This window comes from Microbulbifer sp. A4B17 (assembly GCF_003076275.1).
In the GTDB taxonomy this organism is placed as follows: domain Bacteria; phylum Pseudomonadota; class Gammaproteobacteria; order Pseudomonadales; family Cellvibrionaceae; genus Microbulbifer.
On record NZ_CP029064.1, the window covers coordinates 4,316,268 to 4,342,213 of the forward strand.

A 25,946-nucleotide genomic window follows, 5' to 3' on the forward strand; every position below is an offset into this window, starting at 1 on the left:
CTCAATATCACCATCTGTTGCAACTGATACATTTGATGCTCGAAGAAATTCCACGCACACGCCCGCAGACACCGCTTCTCGACTCGATCGACGACCCGGCGCAGCTGCGCGCCCTCGATGAACGCCAATTGCCGGAACTCGCCAGCCAATTGCGCGAGTACTTGCTGTATTGTGTCGGCCAGACTGGCGGGCATTTTGGTGCCGGTCTCGGTGTAGTGGAACTGACCATCGCCCTGCACTACATCTTTAATACGCCGGAGGACCGGCTGGTTTGGGATGTGGGCCACCAGACCTACCCTCATAAAATCCTCACCGGTCGCCGCGAGCAGATGCTGTCCATGCGCCAACAAGGGGGTCTGTCCGGCTTCCCCAAACGCAGTGAGAGCCCCTACGATACCTTTGGTGTTGGCCACTCCAGCACTTCGATCAGTGCCGCCCTGGGTATGGCCCTGGGCTCCCCTGACGATCGCAAGGTAGTGGCGGTGATTGGCGATGGCGCCATGACGGCGGGAATGGCTTTCGAAGCCCTGAACCACGCCTCACATACCGGCAAGGACATGTTGGTTGTTCTCAATGACAACAGTATGTCTATCTCAAAAAATGTCGGCGGCCTGGCCACCTATTTCGCCAAAATCCTGGCCAGTAAAACCTACCTGAACATGCGCGAGGGCAGCCGCAAGATACTGTCTGCCATCCCCAAAGCCTGGCAATTGGCGCGACGTACTGAAGAGCACGTCAAAGGCATGATCACGCCGGGCACCCTGTTCGAAGAACTGGGTTTTAACTACGTGGGTCCCCTGGATGGCCACAACGTGCACGACCTGGTCCACACCCTGCGCAACCTGCGCAGCCAGCCGGGCCCGCAACTCCTGCATATTGCCACCACCAAGGGCAAAGGCTTTGGTCCCGCTGAAGCTGACCCTGTGGGCTACCACGCACTGAACAAGCTGGAGCCGGAGGCCAAGGTACAAGTGGCCGTACCCGGCAAGAAGAAACTGCCCAAGTACCAGGATATTTTTGGCCAGTGGCTGTGCGATGCCGCAGAACAGGACGAGCGCCTGGTCGCTATTACCCCGGCCATGTGTGAGGGCTCCGGTATGGTGGAGTTCTCCAAGCGCTTCCCGGACCGCTTCCACGACGTGGCCATTGCCGAACAGCACGCCGTCACTCTCGCTGCGGGCCTCGCCTGTGAAGACCAGAAACCGGTAGTTGCTATTTATTCGACATTTTTACAGCGCGGCTACGATCAAATGGTGCACGATGTGGCAATCCAAAACCTGGATGTCACTTTCGCCATCGACCGCGCCGGTCTGGTGGGGGAAGACGGCCCCACGCACGCGGGTAGTTTTGACCTAACGTTTATGCGCTGCCTGCCCTACCTGGCTATCGCCGCGCCCAGTGATGAAAACGAGTGCCGCCAGCTACTCAATACCGCCTACAAACACAATGGCCCCGCCGCTGTGCGCTATCCGCGCGGAACCGGTATGGGTACCGCCATCGACAAGGAAATGACGGAGCTGCCGATCGGCAAGGGGCGCCTGTTGCGCCAGGGCAGTGGCGTCGCCATCCTCAGCTTCGGCACCTTACTCGGCCCCGCTATGGCCGCTGCAGAATCGCTGGGAGCCTCCGTAGCCGATATGCGCTGGGTAAAACCCCTGGACGAAGCACTGATCGATGAACTTGCCGAGAGTCACCAACTCTTAGTTACCATCGAAGAGAACACTATTGCTGGTGGTGCGGGAAGCGCCGTACTCGAATACCTCAATAGCACAGCGCGTTCGGTACCGGTGCTGCAACTGGGGCTGCCAGATCAAATTATTGAGCACGGCAAGCACAAAGACCTACTGGCGGCTATCGGCCTCAATGCCTCCGGTATCGAGGAACAGATTCGCCAGCGCTTGCAACTGATCAGTCACCAGGAATTTGGCAGTCGCACAGCGGCAGCCAACTGACCCAGCCCGTCTATGGCAGCCAGCTAATGCGGCTGGCTGCTCTTCGAATACCCGGCAATAAATTGCCGGCATGGGTAACTAACCGCCCATTGACCAGATCCGGCCATCATTTGGGCCACACGCTTTCACTCGAGGGGACTATGTCGTTTATCAGAAAAGCCCTATTCACATCCCTGGGACTTATTGCCAGCCTCAATACCTCGGCGATGGACCAGGACACCTTCCGGAAAGCATACAAGTCCCTTCCGGAGAGCAGCGCCTCAGAGCGACTCACCGCCCTTCAGGATTTGCGCTATCGCTGGATCATGGAGAGTTATCCAAGCCAGGCAACCTATGAAGGCTACCCAGGGCAAAATCACCGCTGGGTGGATAACTCCCTTAAGTCTGTGGAACTGCGTCAAAAGCAGACCAGAATCCTTTTGGGGGCTGCACGTAATATCGATCAGAGTGATCTGCCAGCCGAACAACAATTGGATTACCAACTGCTCTACCAGGACTTGTTGGGAGAAGTAAAAGGCTTCCAGTTTCCGGAGCACTTGCAACCAATAAACCATATGAGTGGTATCCAGCGCAATGTGCCAGCTGTTATCAACAGCATGCCCAAGCGCACTGCAACCGATTACGAAACAATAATCAGCCGCCTGGAAAGGTTGCCAATCCTGATTGAACAAACCCAGGGATTGATGCGTCGGGGCCTGCGCAAAGGAGTCACACCACCACAAATCACCCTGCGCGACCTGCCGCGTCAGATACGCGCACTGGTACCTGCCGCGCCGGAGCACAGCCCGCTGCTAACAGCATTTAATCAAATGCCCGAGGCCATTCCAGCGACCAAGAGGAAAAGTCTGCAGCAACGCGCTTATGCCATTTACAACAAACAACTGGTACCGGCCTGGCAGGGTATGGCCGAATTTGTCGAGCGCAAATATATTCCCGAGGCCCAGGTGGATACGGCTTTAACCAGCCGCCCCGATGGCCTGCGCTGGTATGCCCATAAAGTGGAGGAGAGCACCACTACCGACCTCAGCCCCGAGGAAATTCACCGCATCGGGCTTGCGGAAGTGAAGCGAATTCGCGGGAAGATGGATAAAATTATCCAGAAGACGAGCTTCCAGGGAGACTTCAAAGCATTCACCGAGTTCCTGCGTACCGACCCGCGCTTTTACCACACCAGCCGGGAAGGTTTACTGCGAGACTATCGCGATATTGCCAAGCGTATTGATGCAGAGCTACCCGCCCTGTTCGGTACCTTGCCGCGCCTGCCCTATGGTGTGAAACCGATTCCCAGTTACTCAGAACAGGCCCAAACCACCGCCTATTACCAGCCGGGCTCTATTGAGGCGGGGCGAGCAGGTATCTTCTTTGCCAATACCTACAACCTGCCCAGCCGCCCGAAATGGGAGATGGAGGCGCTCACTGTGCACGAAGCAATGCCAGGTCACCACCTGCAAATTGCACTGGCGCAAGAGCAAACCGATATTCACCCTCTGCGCCGTATGGCTCTCTACACCGCATTTGTAGAAGGTTGGGGCCTTTACTCCGAGAGTCTCGGCTACGACCTGGGCCTGTATAAAAACCCCTACAGCGAGTTCGGCGCACTCACATACGATATGTGGCGTGCAGTGCGTTTGGTAGTGGATACCGGTATGCACCAGCTGGGCTGGAGCCGCGAGGAAGCGATCGAATACTTTATGGAAAACAGCGCTAAACCGCTCCACGATGTAACAGTCGAAATCGACCGCTATCTGGTTTGGCCTGGCCAGGCTCTGGCTTACAAGTTGGGGCAGCTCAAAATTAAAGAGCTACGTAGGGAGGCGGAGGAAACTCTGGATAGCAATTTCGACATCCGAAGCTTCCACGATACCCTGTTGGGGGCTGGTGCGCTGCCACTCAATATTCTCGAAGAGCGTATGGACAACTGGCTGGAAAGCCAGGCCTCAGTGTCTGTTCACGTCGACATGCAGCAAGTTGAACAACCCGCCACCAGCTGACGATTTATTGCGGCAGGAATTGCCTGCCCGCCTGTTTATTCTCTATTTTCACCTACCTTTTGCAATGAGACACAGGTCCATTGCAAAAGGGTTTTCTACCGGTGAACAAGCACTACGACCTTGCCGTAATTGGGGGTGGCAATGCCGCCCTCTGCGCAGCTATAACTGCTGCCGAACTCGGGGCCAAGGTGATTATCCTGGAAACTGCGCCCAAACCCTATCGAGGCGGTAATTCCCGCCACACCAGGGATATACGCTGTATGCACCGAGGCCCCCTGGGCCCACTGGAAGGTGATTACAGTGAAGACGAATACTATGAAGATCTGTTAAAAGTTACCGGGGGTAAAACCAATGAGCAGTTAGCTCGGTTGGTGATACGCTCTTCGGAAAGCGCACTTCCCTGGATGCAAAAGCACGGTGCCCACTTCCAACCACCTCTGTCCGGCACACTATCCCTCACACGCACCAATGCCTTTTTCCTCGGCGGCGGTAAGTCCCTGGTTAACGCCTATTACCGCACTGCAGACAAATTAGGTGTTGATGTATTGTATCGGGCACACGTTAAGCACCTGCAGCTGAAAGGCAATCTTATTACTCGTGTCGACTATGTTTACGAGGGACAGCAATACCAAATTGAACCCAGCTCAGTTGTAGTTGCCTCCGGCGGATTTGAAGCCAATCTGGAGTGGTTGGAAAAAGTCTGGGGGCCAGCTGCTGAAAATTTCCTGATACGCGGAACACCTTATAACCGGGGTGTGGTCTTGGAAGATTTACTGGAGCAAGGCGTGCAGTCCGTCGGAGATCCCACCCAGTGTCATGCAGTGGCAATTGACGGGCGAGCGCCGAAGTTTGATGGCGGCATAGTAACGCGCCTCGATTGTGTCCCCTTTTCCATCGTCGTTAACAAAGAGGCCCAGCGCTTTTATGACGAGGGAGAGGATATTTGGCCCAAACGCTATGCCATCTGGGGCCGCCTTGTCGCACAACAGCCAGACCAGGTGGCTTTTGCAATTATCGACTCCAAGTCTTTAAAAATGTTTATGCCGTCAGCATTCCCTCCTACCGAGGCGAATACCTTGGAGGAACTCGCGGAAAAAACCGGTTTACCCTCTGAAAAACTGATCGACACAATAGCGACCTTCAACTCTGCCTGTAGCAGTAGTGAAGCTTTTCATCCCACTGAGCTGGATGGTGTCACCACCACCGGCCTGACACCAGAAAAAACCAACTGGGCCCGCCCCATCAACGAGCCACCATTTTACTGCTATAGCTTGCGCACCGGCGTTACCTTTACATATCTGGCACTCAAGATTGATGAGAATGCCCAGTGCAGCACTGCCACTGGGCTGGTAAAAAATCTGTGGGCTGCTGGGGAAACCATGGCCGGGTCAATTCTCAGTCAGGGATATCTTGCCGGGCTGGGTATGATGATCGGCACCGTTTTTGGACGTATCGCTGGCAGGGAAGCCGCTAACTATGCAAATGGATAATTTGGAAGAGGCGCGGCGGCAAGCAGAAATTTGTAATGCCTGTCGCTATTGCGAGGGCTACTGTGCCGTTTTTCCAGCACTTCAACTACACCGCTCTTTCTCAGAGGGAACCATCACCCAGTTGGCCAACCTCTGCCACAACTGTCGAGGTTGTTACTACGCCTGCCAGTATACCGCTCCCCACGAATTCAACATCAATATTCCCCAAGTCATGGCCGAAGCGCGACAGAAAAGCTGGGAGTCTTTTGCCTGGCCCGGAGGTATCGCCAGAATTTTCCAAAAACGCGGCAGTCTGATCGCCCTGGCCACTATCATCGGATTTGCCGTTATCTTTTATGTCATAAGAGCACTGAAACCCAGTGGTGGCGAGGGCTTCTATGCAGTTATTTCCCACGCCACTATGACCGGAATTTTTCTACCCGCTTTTCTATACCCGCTGTTTAGTATGGGGATCAGTTTACGTCGCTACTGGAGGAAAGTCGGCGGAGAAGAAATTACCTGGGATCACTTTAGAAGAGCATTAATTTCTGCAGGGAAACTAAAGAATCTATCCGGGGGCCACGGGGACGGATGTAACTTCGAGGAGGAAGACCGATTCAGCAACCAGCGAAGATACGCACATCAAGCTGTTTTATACGGCTTTTTATTGTGCTTTGCAGCTACCTGCTCGGGCGCTGTCATGTATTACTTTCTAAACATGCCAGGGCCTTACCCGATTTTTTCAATACCCAAATTACTTGGTATTCCCGGTGGTTTACTCATATTAGTGGGGTGTAGCAAGCTTATCCAACTAAAGCTCAAGGCTGATCCAGAACTGGGCTCTGCAAGGGTTTGGAGTGGGGAGATGGGGTTTGTTGGCCTACTGTTATTTATCGCACTCAGTGGCCTATTATTATTTGTCCTAGGGGGAACAGCCGCACTCCCCCTACTATTGGATTTACACTTGGGTGCAGTTCTCGCATTTTTTTTACTTACGCCCTACACCAAAATGGCTCATGGTTTTTATCGGATGGCAGCTTTGATTCGGGACGCTCAAATGAAAACTGAAAGTTAAAAGCAAGCCCTTACTATATTACCAATCAAAATTAATTCCGAAGTAAATTGAGCGAGGCTCTCCGGGGAAATACCGGCTACCACCAAAACTACTGTAATCAGCACGCTCAGCGTAGGCTTTATCAGTAATATTCAGTATTCGAGTAGAAATTTCATATTGTTTCCACTGCCAGGCCAAATGGAGGTTCAGTAAGTCATGTCCTGGATACCGATGAGCATTTTGAGGATCTGTAAAATAGCTACCCTGATGTAACCATTCAAGCTCCGCTGATACCAAAGAATTCGGGGACCAGTGAAGTCGATAACTACCAAAGGTCTTTGGCGCAGAATCTACAAGCTTTCCATCCAGTTCTACACCTTGCAACTCCCTTTGATCTGCATAGCGATGTTCTGCATAGCTGGTACTCACCTTTAGCCGTAAGCTTTCAGTGAATTCATAATCGACAGCCAACTCAACTCCCCAGTGCCGGGTTTTCCCATTGGACTGGTTAAAATAGTCAGCATCACGAAATATTACATTCTCCTTTTTCATCGTATAAGCCACCCACTCATATGACAAAGAGTCGCCTATTTTCCTCAGCCCCACTTCAAAGCTATTAATTTCCTCTGGATCCAGCTCTGCAACTGTTTGTTCTCGTTGTAACCGATATAACTCTGTAGCTTGGGCCACACGATAACCCTGGGCTAATTGAGCAAAAAATTGTAGCTCATTATTTAACCATAACAGCGCTCCCAACTTGGGTGAGATATTGTTGAAGCGATCTTTTCGGTCATCTGGCCGGCTAAACCGACAGCCTCCAAAGTCACAAGGCAATCCATTCTCATCTGTGCGCCCAGAAAGCATTTGATTGTCGTAGTCATAGTGTGCAGATTCAATCCTGACTCCGCCAGTGACTTCTAATTTATCATTAACCTTCCAGGTTGCCGATGTATAGGGAGCGACGTTCCAGGCTACGACTTCGTAATCGTAGTGCTTTCCCACTGGTATGGTTGCCTGCAGAAACTCAGAGCCCTCGATAACACTCTCTTGGGTTTCCAAGAGATATCCTTTACTTAATTCAGTATCAATACCGGTTAGCAGATTAAGCTTTTCGCCCAGCTCCAGATAATAACTGCTTCTTATACCAACACTCTCCTGACCATTTTCCTCCATTGGTTGCCCCGGTAAATAATGCTGTAGAAAACGCATGTCAGTTTTACGGAGGTAAGGAGCCAGATGTAATTGACTAGTTTGATTCATAGGTATATCAATCAGAGAGTAAAATCTGAGAGAGTTGGCATCTCGAAACGCCTCTGGATTTGGGTTGGTACGACTCAATCGACGATTGCGGTAAACTCCGTCACCCTCGACGTAACCAGCCGTCTCCTGATTTAAGCTTGTCGCTACTAGACGAGTTCGAACTCTGCTATCACCGACCTGGTGAGTGTATTGAATGCTAGCCTTTTGCTGGTCCAATCCTGACTGGTCCCTATATCCTCCATCAGCCATCAAATACAAATCTGCACTGATCACATCACCTTCACTACTGAGGCGATGATCTGCTGACACACCCACTCGATAGTAATCGTGGGGCCCCGCTTCAGCGTTGAGAGACCCATTCTCTCCTTCTACAGGATCGCGGCTGATAATATTGATCAATCCATGCATTGCATTAGAGCCATAGAGGGTACCAGCAGGCCCTCTAATAACTTCGACATGCCGAGCTGTCTCGCTGAAGGATTCAAATAGCTCGTTGATATTACAAAATCCATTTGCTCTCAGTGGTATCCCATCTTCTGCTGTCAACAAACCACCACAGGCTCCGGTACCAGTCAGTACTGGAGAACGTAAAGCTGGCAGGTATTCCTGTCCATTCCCTCTTGTCAGGTTTGCTCCAGGTACACTCACCAGACTTTGTTGGATATGGGTATTACCACTTTTTCTGAGCACATCATTATCTACAACAGTAATACTCTCAACCCGCTGTAAAATATCCTGTTCATATCTACCCACAGTAACAACGAGGGTTTCAATCTGAGTTTCACCGCCATGTGAAAAATTGATCGGAAGCAGAGCCAGTGCAATATAACTCAAAGTGATCTTGTTTATGATCCTCAAGTCCATATCCCTATTCTTTAACAAGTAGAACATCTTATTTATTACCAGATAATACCAGAAAACTACATTCATCATCTTTATAAATATAAGCTAATTCTAATTTTCTTACTAAATGGCGTAAAATTTCATATTTTGCTTCTCGCCACTTTTTACATAATAAGAAATGAAAGTAACAATTAGACAAAGAAACAAGAAAATTTAAAACTCTTAATAAATATTACAGGAAAGAAATCTTCAGACTACAAGCCTACTGAAGATTAAAAGTAAGCATATTCAGAATCCTGCACTAGCTATAAAAAAGAATAGATCCTATATAAGTGTACAATCCGATCACTATAGAAAATTAGCTGATACTAAAGCAGCCAATATAAACCTACAACACTAAATCAGGATAAGTGCTAACAGCATAATTATATAAAACAGGAAATTTATTAACGTGGTCAGGAGTTAGCTTCACAGAGTAGGGCTTAAATATTTTAGCCAGATCAAAGATCTGGCATCGTCGACATAATTGGATTTAACCTTTCACATATACAGCTAATGATTTAAAAATGTCACATCTCTCACTGTTTTCTACTGTATTCTAATCTCTTTCATAATAGGTATAACCTTGCATACTTGCATTGAAGGTCTTAATTATTTGCTGACGTTCACGAGCGCTAATACGCCCACTGCGAACAGCCGCTTCAACCTTATTACGAAAACGCGTCTTTACTTCATGCGGCTGATACTCAACATAGCTTAAAACATCCTCAATAGTATCCCCATGAACCTCTTTCACAAACTCAAAGCTGGCACCTGAATTCAGTCTCACACTGACAACATTCGTATCACCAAATAAATTATGCAGATCACCTAGAGTTTCCTGATAAGCGCCCACTAAGAAAACACCGAGGTAGTACTCCTCGCCTTGCTTTATTGAATGCAGAGGTAAGGTTCTTTCGATTTGCTGATTAACTACGAATCGCTCAATTTTCCCATCACAATCACAAGTAATGTCGGCTAAGATAGCACGCCGATTTGGAGTCTCATTTAGTCGATGAATAGGCATAACAGGAAATAACTGATCAATAGCCCAGCTATCAGGTAAGGACTGAAATAAACTAAAATTACCATAATAGATATCAGCTAATGAGTCTGCCAACCCTTCCAGATCTTCAGGTATTCGCTCCATTTCTGAAAGAGTCTCTTTTATACGATGCAAAACATTGTAATAAATTGTCTCTGACACAGAACGAACACGAAGATCTATTTGACCACGCTTAAATAATTCACGAACTTCATCCCGATAAAACTGCGCATCATTGAAGCACTCTTGTAATCTTTGAGGCTTCAAGTAAGTCAGGATTTCACGCATATTTTGAAGCAATTGATGCTCATCTTCCTCAGCTTCCTTAAGCTCTTCTGAGTCGAAACTTACGAAATCAAGGATATTAAAGAGCAAAATTGATGTGTAGGCTACAGTAGCACGACCAGACTCCGTAACAATTACCGGATGAGGTAAGTTTTTACTATCTAATGTACTCTTAATTGTATCAATAATATCTTCGCAGTATTCCTCAAGTGAGTAATTTCGGCTTTGCCCAGTACTTGACTGTCTGCCGGTGTAGTCAACTGCTAAACCACCACCTAAATCAATATACTTTAATGCCACACCCTCTTTACATAAATCGGAATAATAGCGACAGGCTTCTAGTACACCACCGCGGATATCGCGGATATTAGGAATCTGAGAGCCCAAATGGCAATGCAATAACTCAAGACAGTTGAGCATTTGATGCTCTTTTAAGTAATCAACCACATGTATAAGCTGGCTTGAAGAGAGCCCAAATACACTTCTCTCACCACTGGTAGCACTCCAATGACCACTTACTTGAGTCGTCATTTTAACGCGCACCCCAATATGAGGAAAAATATCTAACGCTTGACTTCGCTCTACAATAATTGGCAGTTCGGTTAAGGTTTCAATAACAAAGATACACTTCAATCCAAGCTTTGTTGCCTCTAATCCCAGCTCTATAAATTCTTGGTCCTTATAGCCATTACAAATAATTAGGCTATCAAGTTCTTCGATGGTAGATAAAGCTGCAATCATTTCGGCTTTACTACCAACTTCAAATCCATGCTGATAACGAGAACCAAATTGAGCCACCTCATCAACAATTTGGGCCTGCTGGTTTACTTTAATTGGATAAACACCTTGGTATTTATTCTGATAACCCAGTTTTTCGATTATCTGACGAAAAGTTTCGTTAAGTGAGCTAATACTTTTATCAAGAATATTCTCGATACGCAGTAAAACAGGCATGTGTAAATCGCGGTCCTGCATACCCTCGATAATTTGCATCAAGGGAACAGCGTTTGCCTCGTCATGATTAGGGTTTTTTACGACAACATTACCCTGTGAATCTATATCGAAATAACCATTACCCCACTGATTAACACCATAAACATTCCCTGCCTCGGCTATACTCCACTGGGCATTAATTTCACTTTCGATTTTATCTTTCTCTAACATCTTTTTACCATTAAGAATTCATTAGATTCCACTGAGGTGAACATTCCACACCTTTCGCAAATCGTAAGAAGTGGGAATCAATGCAATCTATGATCTCTTTTAACTCCGCACCAGAGTTAGCACCACAACGCAAATCCAACTGATCTCCACTTCCATTCATATCACAGAAACCCATATCAAACTCAATATGGCCGCGCTCACTGCTCCACCGGGCATTAACTTTGTGAGCGAAGTGCTTACACAAACGCCGAATCATCTTCTGGCTGTCAATGTGAATTACCGTTGAAAAAGCTAAAAATTGGCTATCATGCTCAGCCTCAACTTTATTAATAGTGCTCATATCCCCACTTCTAAATTAATTCACTTTATGCTGAGCCAACTTTCAAACGAAAAGATGTATTCAGCAATTAACACCCCTGGTAATGATAATCATTATCAAAGATGTTAATTGCTTTCATTGCCGAAAAAAACCACTTTTACAATTGTTACGACAGCATAATAGCTAATAAAAACTGTCAATAATTAAAATATTTTGAGTTCAAAGGCAGCTTCAAGCTTGTTAATGTTAAACAAACCTGATTAGAGTTTTAGAGAAGAGAAAATACTTAAGTAATATCTAAGCCGATACTTTATGCACCCCAATTTACCGTCTTAAATAAGCTAGTCTTTTATTACGAAAATCTATAGCCTTTGCCATGAATCGTAGCAAAGCGGTCAGCCGATATACCAACTTCAATAAACTTTTTCCTGATACGACTGAGGTGCATCTCAAGGCTTCGATCGTAACGAGAAAATTGTCTGTTAAGTACCGCACGATATAAAAATTGCTTACTAACTACTTTGAACCGGTTCTCAGCGAGTATCCAAAGTAATCGAAACTGAATAGGTGTAAACGCTAAATTATCTCCCCTATAAAAAACCTGCTGCCTTGATTTTAATAACCTTAAGTGATCGATATCAATCTCACCCTTAATGTTACTTTCCCCCTTGTTAGTTCGACGCAGTATTGCGTTTATACGCAGCACTATCTCAGTGGAATCAATCGGCTTGGATATGAAATCATCAGCCCCCTGCCGAAAGCTCTCTATCCTTTTTGCCGTTGTATTAATTGAAGAGAGAACAATTACAGGCGTTTGCCCCCAGCTACGTATAGCCTGTAAAGGTGATAAATCATCATTGGTGGGCAAAAACGCATTGACTAAAATAAGATCAAAATAGTCTGCGGGCATTACCATCAACCCTTCACTAACATCTTGACATTGAGTGACATTAAATCCTTGCTTTTGCAAAGTACCGCTCAATTGTTTGCTTATTTTAGTATCACTTTCCAATATTAAAATATGCGCAGTTGCCACAACAGCCTCTTATTCATAACCAAATTAAAACTCGAATTTTTTGGATCCAAAATTATCCATAGCGTAAAAATACTCCCACCCGCCGACGACTTTAATATGAGGATACCCGCCTGAAACCAACGTATAAATTTTACTTTTGGCGACTAACAGGAGTTTTAATAGTACATTTTCTAAGCTATCTTCAAAGGAAGAACACGTGACTTACATGGACATTTAGCACTGCAAAACATCAATACTGCTGTGCACTTCCTGTACAACCACTGCACGGGACACTCTATTAGCATACTTAGTGCCCGACACAATATTGCATTGGCCCTAAAACAAAATCTGTTCACATTTAGAGCATCAAAACTTCACGATGCAGCTTTATGTATCAACCTGAATTTATCGATATTAATGATAATCACTATCATTTGCAATAAGTGGAATATATAATACTGCTCCAGAACCTATTTTTCTCATGATTTGAGACACTTTAATGTCAGCCCAAAATCCAGCGCTTTCCGGTCGTATCGTCAAGACTTTCTTTTACTATGTGCTACCTTCAATAGTCGGCTTAGTTGCAATAACAAGCGCCAACCTGATTGATGGCTTTTTTGTCGGCAACACCATAGGTACAGATGCTCTCGCTGCAATCACTCTAATGATCCCGTACTTCACCTTGTTGATAGCTATTGCCATCATGCTGGCAATAGGCGGGGCTGTGAGCGTAGGTAAAGCCATTGGTGAGAAAGATCCGAAAACAGCAAACGCGATTTTCAGCCAATCCCTTATTGCCGCTGTGGTTATTAACACTCTGCTAGCGCTGGTCAGCTTAGCCTTCAACGATCTACTTTTTGAAATACTCAATATTTCAGCCCAGGTTGCTGTATTAGCGAGGGAATATTTCGACGTCATTCGCTGGGTGTTCATTTTACAGTTAACCACAATGGTGCTGTATTATTTTGTACGTGCTGACGGCCATCCGATATTAGCCACATGCGCATTAGTAATTGGCGCTGTTCTCAATATTATTCTCGATGCCTGGTTTATCGTTTACTTGGAACTCGGATTAGCTGGGGCAGCTTATGCCACTGCAATAGCGCAAGTTATACAATTTTTAGTATTGAGTCGTTATTTTTTTAGCAAAAAAAGAACTCTTAAGTTCGAATTACAACAAAGAAATTGGAAATTACTTTTTAACTCAGCTTATAACGGTATATCAGAGTTTATAAACGAGATATCTGTTGGTATTATTTTTTTCATTCTAAACACTTTAATGATTATGCGGCTAGGCGTAGATGGTGTAGCAGCATTTACTCTGGTCAATTACTTCATTTTCTTAAGTGTCATGCTCAGTTATGGTTTAGCAGATGCACTTCATATCGTTGTCAGTCAAAATTTTGGCGCTCAGCATTTAAATAGAGTGAAATCTTTTTTGTCAATTGCAATATTAAGCACCATCTGCTTGGGTATCATTATCGTTGCGCTGCTTGTTTTTTGGCCAGAAACTGTTCTGAGTTGGTTTACCAATGAACAAGATCAGGAAATATCCCAAGTCAGCATGCAATTGCTGCCATTGTTGCTTCCACTATTTTTAATTAACGGCACTAACATCGTCTTAACCTGTTACCTAACAGCAATACACAAACCAAAACCTTCAGCTTTAATTGCTATTAACCGCAGCTTATTATTCCCCGCCGTATTTTTGATTGCCTTTTATTATATGTTGCCCAGCTGGCACTTATTGCCAGCAGCAATAAGTGATTTGTCATTTATTGTTGCACTGCCATTAGCAGAATGGTGCACCTTTTTATTGGCCGCCTATTTTTGCTACCAATACAGGCCTACGAAGCTGAAAGTGAATCAAACTTCAGTCTAAGTAACGCCAAGTGAGATACAGCTCTAAAACAATAGTAACAATTGTAAACTTGCTTGATGGTGAGAATGTGTATCATTATCATCTAGGCAAGTTCTTTTACTTAGTATCTCCAGGAGAATATCGTCATGCCATTCACCGCAAAAGAGCTGGCGGAAAAGGCTTCTTTTCAAGCATTTGCTAATGCATATATAAGAGAAGTTGACCCCGGTGTTTGGCATACAAGCTCTGATTGGCAATTACAAACTGGTGTGGCTCTTGAAGAAGAAAATGGTTATGCGTTAGAACTTTATTTGAACGGAACTGGAGTTACACTTGCTTTAGAAGCTTCTTATCGTTCAATTGTCGGCCGACATGTATTTACTAAAAGCTACCGAAAATTAGCAAATCAATGGAATTGGCAATCCATAGATTTTACTTCTGCGATTATGATGTTAATAGATAACATTTATGCAAAAGATAATAACCAAAACAATAAACCAAATACTCCAGCCAACAAAATAGAACTATTAAATCGTACTTTAGAAAGTCTTCAGATCATGCAGGATTATCTTACTAAGCGACTAGATGATCCTACGCTTAATAGCTCCGATTATATTTGTTCTGAGCAGTCTCTGTTATTTGGACATTGGCTTCATCCAACACCCAAGTCACGCCAAGGCATTCACTCTTGGCAACATGAAAAGTATACGCCCGAATTGAAATCTAAATTTCAATTACACTTTTTTGCCGTGTCAAAAGAGCTTCTGGAACAAGATTCTTTACTCGACGAGAGCGTTGAGGAAATTATCAATAATATGTTAGGGGCTGATATTGATATCGATATCGATAAACAGCTAATACCTGTACACCCTCTACAAGCACAGTGGCTGTTACACCAGGACTATGTTCAACATTTACAACGTGACGGACTAATTATCGACTTAGGTCTTATGGGTAAGATGTTTACACCCACTTCTTCAGTGCGCACTCTGTACTGCAGTGAGCTTAATTATATGATTAAGCTCTCTATTCCCGTAAAAATAACTAATTCGCTACGAAAAAATATGGCTCATGAGTTAGATCCGGGTTTAAATGTTGGAAAATTGTTCTCATTAAGCAACTTCAAGCAAAAATTTCCACAGTTTGTTTTAATTGAAGATCCTGCATTTATTACTGTTAAATTACCTAATATGCAGGAAACAGGCTTTGAAACTATTATACGGAAAAATCCATTCAGTAAAGATACAAACAGCTTAGAACTACCCACAGTTTCAATCGCAGCATTAGTACAAGACCCTATTTTATCCGGCACTCAGTCTAAATTAGCCCAGCAAGTTTTAAGTTTGGCTTCCAAGCAGGGCATTAGTGTAGAGGAAGCAGCATTAAAATGGTTTAATTGTTATTGGCAATGTGCAATTGAACCAACAATTAGACTTTACGATAGTCAAGGTATTGGTTTAGAGGCTCACCAACAAAATTCTCTATTAACTATTTATGATGACTGTCCAATTAGATACTATTATCGAGACAATCAAGGTTTCTACTTGTCAGAAAAAATGCAGGATGAGTTGCTCGAAGCTGTACCTGAGCTAAGGAATAATCCTGACTTATTTTATCCTGACAATATGATTGCAGATCGGTTTGGATACTATCTTTTTGTCAATCAGTTATTCTCAATTATTGGCCGTATGGGACAAGATGGCCTTATTGATGAGAATAAACTATTACAACTAAGTTACAGCAAGCTTAATTTTCTAAATTCTAAGGTGCTGACAGGCGTCGGCATAAATTTTATAAACAGATTATTTAATAATTCTAGCATTCCCTGCAAAGGAAACCTTCTGACTCGCGTTGAAGATGTTGATGAGCTGGAAGCAGAAAAAGAATTAGCTGTTTATACTAATATACGAAATCCTTTTTTTGACCTGTATCAAGAAAGCTTGCCTATCCATAAGCAAGTTAACGAGGTGACTCTTGCTCACAGTTAACCCACAGCAGTATTTATCTCAACAAGGCCCAGAAATCTCTCTTAATGAAAATTCTGACAGCCATTTAGCTGAAGAGAAAAGAGTGATTCGCCAGCTCCTGGAAGCATTATTGTTCGAGCATCTTTGTGATTACTCTTATCACGATGGTTTTTTCTATTTTACATTAGGAAGATCTTTTTATCGGGCTTCAGGAAGGATTTCTGGTTTTAGTCGAATTAGAATCAATGCAGAAGAAATGTTTTTTTCTCAAAGATATGGAAAGCATGCAGATACAAAACTTCAGGCACAATGGATAAAAGATATATCTCAAGGTATTGATTGGCAACCAATAACACTAAATGCCCTTGTTGAGGACTTGCCTGCTTCAGTAGCAGTAAAGAAAAAGCTGACAATTGAGCTTGAACAAACTGTAAAGCTTTGCCAGTGGAACAATAAGCATTTAAACCGTCATATAAGCCGTCGTGAATTAACATATACCCAGTTAGAGTCTGCAATTGATGAAGGGCACCCTTATCATCCATGCTTCAAGGCACGAACTGGGTTTAGCGAGCTTGATCATAAACTTTATGGTCCAGAGTTTGGCAATAATTTTCAACTACATTGGTTGGCGATTAGACGGTGCTATTTGAAGCGTCGATTTAACTCTGTAACTGAAAAAATATTTTGGGAAGCTGAGCTTGGCGAACAATGTTACCAGCAGTTAAATACAAAAATTAAAAATCTAACTTCCGATAGTGCTGCATTTTCATTGATGCCCATCCATCCATGGCAGTGGAAGTTCTTAAAAGATAAACTTGAACCCGCTATTGCTGACGGACAAGTATTTTACCTTGGAGAGGCTGGCGATCAATATCAAGCCAGCATTTCAATTCGTACATTATTAAATATTAGCCATCCTGAAAAAGCTAATATAAAACTACCTCTGAATATAATTAATACTTCTTCACTACGCACTATAGAAAGCCACACCATTTGTACTGCGCCTGCTATATCAAACTGGTTAATACAAATTCTAGAGTCGGATAACTACCTGAAGCAAAATATGATTTTGCTGGCGGAGTACGCCGGAATAAGGCCTACAAACGATGGCACTGAACACCAAGCATGGATTGAGAATCTTGATGGTCAATTGGGTGTAATTTTTCGACAGAGCCTGCACTCATACTGTGATGAGAAAAATGTAATACCTTTTGTAGCCCTAAGTATAATAGAACAAGATGGCAGCCCTTTTATCGAGCCCTGGATTGCCGAATATGGTTGTTATAGTTGGCTGGAGAATCTGCTCGAAAAGGTGGTTATTCCCATATGGCACTTACTAGTTCATCATGGTATTGCAATTGAGGCGCACGGGCAAAATATCTTATTGCAACATAAAGATGGTTGGCCTGAAAAAGTCATAGTGCGCGATTTTCATGAAAGTATGGAGTACGTTCACAGTTACTTAGCACAACCGGAATTAGCACCTACTTTTACTGACTTCGAGGAAGAATATAGTTTTGGCGCGCCAAACCAATATTATTGGATGGAGAGTGTCGAAGCTTTGCGCGAACTTTTAGTAGATACATTATTGGTTTTTAATTTATCTGACCTGGCTGTATTACTTGAAGATTACTACCAGTTTCCAGAAAGTGAATTCTGGAAATCAGTTTATCAGAGATTTAGGAAATATCAGCAATCAAACTTAACTGATCAAAAGCGTATAGCCCAAATCGATTTATTCCAGCCGGAAATTAAAACCGAATCACTATTGGATAAGAAATTTCGCGGGAATCGTGAAACAGAATTTCATCATCAAATAAGAAATCCGTTAGCAGACGCTGCTCTGCATGATGCCCAAAAGGAAACCTCAAAGACATCAATATCAGTGCCAGCAGTACCAGGAAAATCCTATGCTTACAATAAATGATAAGTTTTATAGTAAAGAAGACTTTAACGAGCAAAAGCAGTCCTATGTCTCAATAAATACTATTAACCAGAGTAACGCTGTTGCGGTATGTGTTGAAGATAATTTTATTTGGCTGACTCTATGTTATTACTTAAAGTCAAAGAAAATATCTGCCATGCCTATCCACCCCAGTGTTCCGAAGGATACTGCAAAGCGTATGGCAGAAAAGGCTGGCTGCGAATTGCTGATTTATGGTGACTTAACAGGATTAATCGAGCTATCGACAACTAATTTGAATAAATCTGAAGCAGGTATTATTCAAATGAGCTCTGGTACCACAGGTGAGCCAAAATGCATATTACGAAGCTGGGCGGATATTGATATTGAGATAAAGAGTTATTGCCAAGCTTTCAGCGAGCCAGATAGCATGACTCCAGTTATCGCCTGTCCCGTTACCCATTCATATGGATTAATTTGTGGCGTAATGGTTGCTCTGAATCGGGGTCAGTCGCCACTGATAATTAGTAATATCAATCCTAAATACCTTATCAAGAAGCTGCAGAGTTGTCAGCGCCCGCTTTTGTATTCTTCTCCGGTAATGTTGCAGGGATTATTACGTTTATGGCCGGCCAATAGCAAACTATTTGCTGCCATGACTTCAGGTTCCACTATGCCACAACAGGTATTTGAGCAAATTCAGGCACGTGTAGAAAACTTATATCAACAGTATGGATGCTCTGAAGCGGGCTGTATTAGTATAGGACAAGATTTATCTGCTGCTAACGATCAGGGAAAGCCATTACCTCATGTCGAAATTACCTGTGGTAATCTCGACAATAAACAGCAAGAAATAGTTGCTTATGTAAAAACTGCATCAGGAACTAAAACTGTTAAAACACAGGATGTCGGCTATTTGAGTGAAAATGGTCGACTGCATTTTCTTGCACGAATGGATGACACTATCATCGTATCAGGCCTAAATGTATATCCTGCAGAAGTAGAAGATATCATACTTGAACACCCACAAGTTAATGATGTAGTGGTATTTAAGATAGATGATCAATTTGCAGGCCAACGAGTTTGCCTACAGTATGTCGCTTCCCCAGCAATAAACCCCGCTGAACTACGTCAATGGTGCAGTCAACACTTAGCACTGTTTCAAGTACCGCAAATATTACAGCCGGTCGATGAGATAATGCGAATGGCTAACAGTAAAGTGAACCGTAAGCTGATTGCGCTGAACTATCAACAGAACATACTGACCAGAACAAATAAAAGTAGTGAAGGAAAACAAGCTGAAAGAGCCAACTAGTAAGTAGGGGCTATCTATTGAGTAAACAAATAAAATATTAATTATGCAAAAGACTGAAATAGTAGATTCGATTCAGAGCATACTTACTAATGAGTTGAATCTAACACATATAGAAGATATTCAGCTTCACTCCAAGCTAAATGAAGATTTATATCTTGACTCCGTACTGATCCTGCAAGTACTTATTAGCTTGGAATTAAAGCTGGGAATTGATATACCCGATGAAGCCTTAAACTTGAAGGATTTTGATACAGTCGATAGCTTTAGTGAGTTTATATTAGGCCGGGTTAACTATAAGGGTGAGAATGGCGCTTCTCCCAAGTATACAGATCCTCAAGAGAAATCAGGAGTCGAAATAGCCCCAGCAGAACAAACTGGAGAGCAGACAGAAGAATTTGAGGATATTAAAGTACATTGTTTTGTGAGTTGTCTATGCGAGTGTATCAAAGCAAATGATCACGTTGACCATAGACCATTTTATTTTGGTGTATGGGACGCCGATGTTGTAGTTGATAATGATTATTGTATCAACTATCACGCTGAGAATTTGAACCATGACTTCTTTCGACACTGGTTCGAGAAAATTTATGGTGTCGAGGTAAAGTCCTGGTACAACCAAGGCTTATCCAAAAGCGATAATATTAATACATTACTAACATTACTAGACAATAAATCTGCCAGTCAGAACATAATGGTAATGCTAGATATGTATAGGTTGCCAGAACGCGAAAATAAGTTTAACCAGAATCCATTCCCTCACTACGTAATGCTGGAAAATAGTCAAGATCCAGAAATGTTATTTATGTGGGATCCTGATTTTCGTTGGGAAGGAAAGCAAAATAAAAAACAAGTATTACACGCAATTGAGTCGGACGCTGTTGCTGGCGGTTATATCTTTGATAGCAGCCAAATTAAACTAAGCTCCAACCAGTCAATCCATGACTATTTTATTGCCTGTTTGAACTTAAAAAATAATCCGATGACGGATGCCGTGCGACAAATTGTCACGGCACATTTAACGCCTGAAAGTCAGCTATGCCCCTCTAATTTGAGCCGTGCTCTCACTCAACTTCCCGTATTGGCTATTCGAAAATATGCCTACGAACATGGCTTGGCATATTTTATGTTGCAGCTGAATTTGGATTTTGATGAATTTGAAACATGGTGCGACATTATTGAAGAGTTAGTTTCCACCTATAAGCAGATTCAATTTCGCTCTATGAAAATTGCGAATTACGCTACTGAAGGAAACTATCCATCCGAATCATCGACAGATATTAAAACAGAAATCATGCAGCTACTGGATCAACAAGATCAGCGAGAATTTAAAATCAAACGTCAGCTACATACATTATTTCAACAATGGCAAAACCATGTAGCTATTACTAATAAAGAACGTTCCAATGAGGTGTGCATATGATTTTATCTATCTGTACAATCTCTTTTCGCCATCAACTGGTTTCAATTGATCATTTGGCAAAGTGGGCGAAGCATAATCATTTTCAGGGTATTGAATTGTGGGGAACTCACGCAAAAAATCTCGCCTCTCAACCAGAATATAATAAAGATTGGTTGGCGGACTACGGCCTAAAAATCACGATGTTAAGTGATTATTTAGCGCTATATGCCACTGAAGCAGAGTTACATAAACAAGTAGAACATTTATGTTACTTAGCAAAACATTGGGGCGCTAAGAAAATTAGGACTTTTGCCGGCTCCGAAGCAAGCGCAAACACATCTGAGCATGGCTTTGCACGATTAACAAAGACGTTGCGCAAGGTCTGTCATTGGATGTCCCGACATGACCTCAATTTGATTATTGAAACACATCCCAATACATATGCGGATTCCGTCCCAGCAACAAAGCATTTATTACAGAGCGTTGCTTGTGACAATCTTCAAATCAATTTTGACGTACTCCATGTCTGGGAATCAAAAACTGAAGTGATCCCAGCTTTTGAGGCTTTAAAAGATAATATTAATCATATCCACTTAAAGAATGTAAGTTCTGCAGAATTCCTGAATGTGTTCTCGCCTGCTAATGTATATTCTGCTTCTGGCTCGCGGGAAGGTATTGTCCCGCTGTTTGATGGCGCTGTTAATTATCAGGAATTCGTAAGTCATATTAGTCAACATCCAGACAAGAGAGTCCGCAACATTGAAGCTTCACTGGAATGGTTTGGTGATGACTGTAAAGAAACACTAGCTAGAGATAGATACCTAATTCAACAACTTCAGCAGTGTCGCGAACCACTAGCCATTTAGTAAATTGGGTCTGCTAATTTCTAGGAAATCTGGCAGACCCAAGCTATCAACTCTTAATCACGGTAAATTTTCGTTAAGTCTTGGTAATGATCGACACGTCTATCTCGCAAGTATGGCCAAATACGGCGTACTTGTTCACTTTTCTCCATATCTATATTCGCAATTAGTATCTCACCATCACTTTCACTTGCACAGACAAGTAGCTCGCCTTGTGGACCGCAGATAAAGCTATTACCCCAGAAATCAATGCCGGCAGAACTTCCACTGGAATCACTTTCATGGCCCACACGATTACAACTAATAACTGGTACGCCATTCGCTACCGCGTGGGACCTTTGTACAATTTTCCAGGCTTCAAGTTGTCGTTGCTGCTCAGCCGCATCATCGCGCGGGTCCCATCCAATTGCGGTTGGGTAAATCAGTAATTCTGCTCCAGCCATTGCCATCAGTCGGGCGGCTTCAGGAAACCATTGATCCCAACAAACCAATATGCCCAACTTGCCAATACTCGTCTCTATAACTTCAAAGCCCAAATCACCAGGCGTGAAATAAAATTTTTCGTAAAATCCCGGATCGTCCGGAATATGCATTTTTCGATACTTTCCGGCAATAGAGCCATCTTTATCCAATACCACTGCAGTATTGTGATAAATACCTGCAGCACGCTTTTCAAATAGAGAAGTCACTATGACCACGCCGAGTTCTTTTGCAAGCTGTCCAAAATAATCCGTACTGGGTCCAGGGATCGTCTCAGCTAAATCGAATAAACTTACATCTTCTGACTGACAAAAATACAGGCTACGATGCAACTCCTGCAGCACTACTAAATCAGCGCCTTCACTCGCTGCGGCACGTATTCCCTGAGTTGACCTATCAATATTTTGTTGGCAATCAACAGTGTTATTTTGCTGAACAAGTGCCACTTTAACTATGTTACTCATTAATAAATTCGCTAGATTATTTAATTTTAGATTAGATGCAATAAATTATTTTTAACGCCTAATTAGCTAAGAAGTTTTTCGGCAGCTGCATAGTTAAACAATGCAAACTACCGAACTGTTCGATAATGGGCCGGCAATTAACTGCAACTATCTGATGCTCCGGAAATGCCATCTGGAGAGTTTGTAACGCCTCAGTATCTTCTTCAACATCATATATAGGAGCTAGTACCGCATCATTGATAATTAGAAAATTGGCATAAGTGGCAGGTAAACGCTCACCACTTGCATTAGCTTGTCCGCTAGGCCATGGTAATTCCAGCAAATTAAATGGTTTCCCATCAAGCGAGCGCATTTGTACTAAACTCTGCTTCATTTTCTCAAGCTCATCAAAAAAACGATAACCACTTTCATTACAGCCCTGATAGATAATGGTTTGGCCAGGTGCAAACCGTGCAAGAGTGTCGATATGGCTATCCGTATCATCGCCCTCTAATACGCCATGATCCAGCCATAGAATATTCTTTGCACCTAACTCAGTTTTTAGCAGTCCCTCGATATCCGCTCTTGTCATACGGTGGTTACGATTTTTATTTAGCAAACAGCGCTCAGTCGTTAAAAGGTTACCCTTTTCGTCAATATCTATTGCTCCACCTTCAAGAACGACGTCAATTTTTCGCCAATTACAGATACCCAGTTGTTTAAACATTTCCTGGTTAATCTGATTGTCTAAATCAGCCGGGTATTTGCTTCCCCATCCATTAAACGTGAAATCGAGAGCAACAACTTGTCCTTGGCTGTTCACTACTGAAATTGGGCCATGATCTCTCGCCCAACTATCATTTGTGGCAACAATAACAAACTGAACATTCTGAATTATTACATTAGCCCCATGTAATAACTGGCTAATATGTATTTTTAAAACCTCATCATGACAAACGACTACCAGTTTTTGCCGAGCAGTTATAGCTTCGCAAATAGAAACATAAACCGCTTCTACTTCGTTTAGTATCGGTTTCCAATCAGTATCCGCATGGGGCCAAGTGAGCATTATTGCATCTTGCTTGGCCCATTCAGGTGGCAATCTATTTGACATAAGTTTTAATTACTTTATCTGATAGTTATTTTAAATTTACAAGGGTATTGAACCAGTACCAAATGATAATAATTATCATTACAATGATATAGAAAAATTCATTTCGCGCAAGTTTAGGCTCTGATTTAAATAGACTTTCGCACAGTTTTATCGTTTTCCAGATTTCATCTGGAAAACGATACAAAGCCCTCTCAGTAAAGATTTTATTTATTTAGCATGCTCCAACTTCCTCCGAAACAATGCACTTGGCAATGTAACTAATAGATAGCGTTTTAAGAACTCAAACAGGTCCGGCTGCACTTTGAGATTAATTACTGGATGGGAGCGAGGCACAGCTCTCCACCTGACTTTCAATAAAGCCATCTCAGCTATTCTCAACTATATCTGTTCTAATACGGGAAAGACTTGTTTACTGACATGTCAACATTGATTTCTACGCTAAAAGCAAATCGCCGAGTCTCTTTAAAGGAATATCATGGCCTGGTTCTACTTAATACTCGCCGGACTATGCGAAATTGGTTGGGTGCTGGGACTGAAAATTTCACAGGGCAGTAACACCCGCCTTCTGGGTGTGGTTATGGCTGTGGTATTTATTGGGGTCAGTGGATTTCTTCTGTGGCTGGCGCAGCGGGAGATACCTATTGGTACTTCCTATGCGGTCTGGACTGGAATTGGTGCCGCCGGAGCCTTTGCGGTAGGGGTGCTGTTCTTTGGAGACTCCACCAGCCTTGGACGCTATCTGGGAGTTTTGCTCATTATCTTAGGTGTTGTCACGTTAAAACTCTCTCATTAATTGAGAAGCACCCGGGAAAATTCCCGGGCGCCAGTTCTATTAATCCTCTGAATATTTGTGTTTACGCGCCTGGTTTTGTACAGATCGATACATCTGGGATAGCGCTCTCTCCCCTGCCCGTTTCTGCGCGAGAGTTTGACCGTTACGGCTTAGTTCCTGTTGCAGTTTTTGCCAATTGCGCAAGCGCCGATCATCCAACGAACCGCCCGTTATTGCCTCTTGTACCGCACAGCCTGGCTCCGACTGGTGCTGGCAGTCAGAGAAGCGACACTCTCTGGACAAGGCCTCAATATCAGAAAAAGTCTCCGCCACGCCATCTTCAACATGCACCAACCCCAGCTCCCGCATTCCAGGGCTATCGAGTAACAGCGCTCCCCAACTCAGGGAGTGAAGAGAGCGTTTCCGTGTAGTGTGACGCCCTTTACTATCGGCTTCGCGAATGGTCCCAGTCTCAGCCAGGGATTCGCCAGACAGCGCATTTAGCAAAGTGGATTTACCCACTCCAGAAGAACCTAACAGCGCGATAGTTTCCCCAGGTAAGCACCACTGGCGCAGCTGTGCCACGCTTTCTCGATCCAGGCTATTTACCATTGCAACAGGTAATTCACCGAATGGGCGCAAAGCCTGAAGAAAAGGGGCAATGTCTTCACACAGATCGGCCTTAGTCAGTATCAGGTGTGGGCTGCAACCGGACTCCCGAGCCAGAGCCAAATAGCGCTCAATACGTGAGAGGTTAAAGTCATCATTCAGGGACGAAACAATAAAAACACTATCGACATTGGCGGCGATCATCTGCACCTGATGCCCCCCAGGTGCCATGCGCTCAAACTGGCTGCTGCGACTCAACAAACGCACGAAATATCCACTGCTCTTCTCTAACAACAGCCAATCCCCCACCGCGGGCAAATTAGCCACAAGACTCCCGGTTAGCGGAAGGGACACAGCCCCCTGCTCGCCGGCCAATTCCAGGCGACTGCGGTGTACAGCCATAATCCGCAGCGGCAAACACTGCTCGAGTTCTTCGAGCGTCAGCTGCTGTTGGAAAAAAGACTTCCAACCAAGTTTTTGCAGCGGAGAAGCTTCCCGCTCAATTTTGATAGATGGGGATTTAGTGCCGAATCTATTAACAGACCGGCGGGTAAAGTGAGATTTACTCAAGATTGAAACCCTCTGGGCGCAACAAAGCACCAAGCGACCGCAGATACGCGGCCAACAGAGCTTTCTCAGGGAAAGCCCGACGTCTAGGAATCTATCGCCGGGCGTGGGCAGCTGGAGGCTGCTACTGGACCCGACGGAGGGCTGCAACAATCATCAATCATCCTCCGCAGTCATTGAGTTCTGGACTCCGCCATTTTACCTGGCGGGTTATGGG

18 protein-coding genes are annotated in these 25,946 nt (G+C 44.0%); 11 read left to right on the plus strand and 7 right to left on the minus strand.

Annotation, left to right across the window (positions count from 1 at the left end):
* Positions 1-35: 35 nt before the first annotated feature.
* From dxs to tcuB, 4 genes are all read left to right on the plus strand, one after another.
* Positions 36-1,952, plus strand: coding sequence for a 1-deoxy-D-xylulose-5-phosphate synthase (gene dxs, locus BTJ40_RS18995; RefSeq protein ID WP_192879355.1), 1,917 nt, complete (start codon positions 36-38; stop codon positions 1,950-1,952).
* 140 nt (positions 1,953-2,092) lie between these two features.
* Complete coding sequence (locus tag BTJ40_RS19000) at positions 2,093-3,943, plus strand: DUF885 family protein (protein WP_108734550.1); 1,851 nt, start codon at positions 2,093-2,095, stop codon at positions 3,941-3,943.
* A gap of 101 nt (positions 3,944-4,044) precedes the next feature.
* The gene (tcuA, locus tag BTJ40_RS19005) at positions 4,045-5,433 is read left to right on the plus strand and encodes an FAD-dependent tricarballylate dehydrogenase TcuA (RefSeq protein ID WP_108734551.1); all 1,389 of its coding nucleotides are present in this window, start codon (positions 4,045-4,047) and stop codon (positions 5,431-5,433) included.
* Positions 5,420-6,487 (plus strand): tricarballylate utilization 4Fe-4S protein TcuB, encoded by a 1,068-nt coding sequence (gene tcuB / locus BTJ40_RS19010; protein ID WP_108734552.1) that lies wholly within the window; start codon positions 5,420-5,422, stop codon positions 6,485-6,487. The genes tcuA and tcuB overlap by 14 nt, the downstream gene beginning before the upstream one ends.
* Positions 6,488-6,505: 18 nt before the next feature.
* Here the strand turns inward: tcuB and BTJ40_RS19015 are convergent, their stop codons facing one another.
* The 4 genes from BTJ40_RS19015 to BTJ40_RS19030 all read right to left on the minus strand — a co-directional run bounded on the left by BTJ40_RS19015 (position 6,506) and on the right by BTJ40_RS19030 (position 12,457).
* Positions 6,506-8,590, minus strand: a complete 2,085-nt coding sequence (locus tag BTJ40_RS19015; RefSeq protein ID WP_192879356.1) for a TonB-dependent receptor — start codon at positions 8,588-8,590, stop codon at positions 6,506-6,508.
* 577 nt (positions 8,591-9,167) lie between these two features.
* The gene (speA, locus tag BTJ40_RS19020; protein ID WP_108734554.1) at positions 9,168-11,102 is read right to left on the minus strand and encodes a biosynthetic arginine decarboxylase; all 1,935 of its coding nucleotides are present in this window, start codon (positions 11,100-11,102) and stop codon (positions 9,168-9,170) included.
* 10 nt (positions 11,103-11,112) lie between these two features.
* Positions 11,113-11,442 carry a DUF2218 domain-containing protein gene (locus tag BTJ40_RS19025; RefSeq protein WP_108734555.1) on the minus strand — a complete coding sequence of 110 codons (330 nt, stop codon included), beginning with the start codon at positions 11,440-11,442 and terminating at the stop codon, positions 11,113-11,115.
* 331 nt (positions 11,443-11,773) lie between these two features.
* Positions 11,774-12,457, minus strand: coding sequence for a response regulator transcription factor (locus BTJ40_RS19030; protein ID WP_108734556.1), 684 nt, complete (start codon positions 12,455-12,457; stop codon positions 11,774-11,776).
* A 478-nt stretch (positions 12,458-12,935) separates the two neighbouring features.
* On the opposite strand from BTJ40_RS19030, the gene BTJ40_RS19035 reads away from it, so the two are divergent.
* The 6 genes from BTJ40_RS19035 (at position 12,936) to BTJ40_RS19060 (ending at position 21,747) form a co-directional block, all read left to right on the plus strand.
* On the plus strand, positions 12,936-14,318 hold the full coding sequence (locus BTJ40_RS19035; RefSeq protein WP_108734557.1) for an MATE family efflux transporter: 1,383 nt from the start codon (positions 12,936-12,938) through the stop codon (positions 14,316-14,318).
* 125 nt (positions 14,319-14,443) lie between these two features.
* The gene (locus BTJ40_RS19040) at positions 14,444-16,285 is read left to right on the plus strand and encodes an IucA/IucC family siderophore biosynthesis protein (protein ID WP_108734558.1); all 1,842 of its coding nucleotides are present in this window, start codon (positions 14,444-14,446) and stop codon (positions 16,283-16,285) included.
* Positions 16,272-18,191, plus strand: coding sequence for an IucA/IucC family siderophore biosynthesis protein (locus BTJ40_RS19045; RefSeq protein WP_108734559.1), 1,920 nt, complete (start codon positions 16,272-16,274; stop codon positions 18,189-18,191). The genes BTJ40_RS19040 and BTJ40_RS19045 overlap by 14 nt, the downstream gene beginning before the upstream one ends.
* On the plus strand, positions 18,175-19,482 hold the full coding sequence (locus BTJ40_RS19050; RefSeq protein WP_157954167.1) for an AMP-binding protein: 1,308 nt from the start codon (positions 18,175-18,177) through the stop codon (positions 19,480-19,482). Before BTJ40_RS19045 ends, BTJ40_RS19050 begins: the two co-directional genes overlap by 17 nt.
* A 43-nt stretch (positions 19,483-19,525) precedes the next feature.
* A complete protein-coding gene (locus BTJ40_RS19055) occupies positions 19,526-20,902 on the plus strand; it encodes a DUF6005 family protein (protein ID WP_108734561.1) in 1,377 nt (458 codons plus the stop codon).
* Positions 20,899-21,747 carry a sugar phosphate isomerase/epimerase gene (locus BTJ40_RS19060; protein WP_108734562.1) on the plus strand — a complete coding sequence of 283 codons (849 nt, stop codon included), beginning with the start codon at positions 20,899-20,901 and terminating at the stop codon, positions 21,745-21,747. Before BTJ40_RS19055 ends, BTJ40_RS19060 begins: the two co-directional genes overlap by 4 nt.
* Before the next feature lie 53 nt (positions 21,748-21,800).
* On the opposite strand, the gene BTJ40_RS19065 is transcribed toward BTJ40_RS19060, so the two are convergent.
* Together BTJ40_RS19065 and BTJ40_RS19070 are read right to left on the minus strand one after the other, a co-directional pair.
* The gene (locus BTJ40_RS19065) at positions 21,801-22,688 is read right to left on the minus strand and encodes a carbon-nitrogen hydrolase (RefSeq protein WP_108734563.1); all 888 of its coding nucleotides are present in this window, start codon (positions 22,686-22,688) and stop codon (positions 21,801-21,803) included.
* 58 nt (positions 22,689-22,746) lie between these two features.
* Positions 22,747-23,781 carry an agmatine/peptidylarginine deiminase gene (locus BTJ40_RS19070; RefSeq protein ID WP_108734564.1) on the minus strand — a complete coding sequence of 345 codons (1,035 nt, stop codon included), beginning with the start codon at positions 23,779-23,781 and terminating at the stop codon, positions 22,747-22,749.
* Between the two features lie 475 nt (positions 23,782-24,256).
* Between BTJ40_RS19070 and BTJ40_RS19075 the strand changes: the two genes are divergently transcribed.
* Entirely contained in the window at positions 24,257-24,574 is a 318-nt protein-coding gene (locus BTJ40_RS19075) for a multidrug efflux SMR transporter (protein WP_108734565.1), read from the plus strand.
* 39 nt (positions 24,575-24,613) lie between these two features.
* On the opposite strand, the gene rsgA is transcribed toward BTJ40_RS19075, so the two are convergent.
* Positions 24,614-25,732, minus strand: a complete 1,119-nt coding sequence (rsgA, locus tag BTJ40_RS19080; RefSeq protein WP_108734566.1) for a ribosome small subunit-dependent GTPase A — start codon at positions 25,730-25,732, stop codon at positions 24,614-24,616.
* Positions 25,733-25,946: the final 214 nt, after the last annotated feature.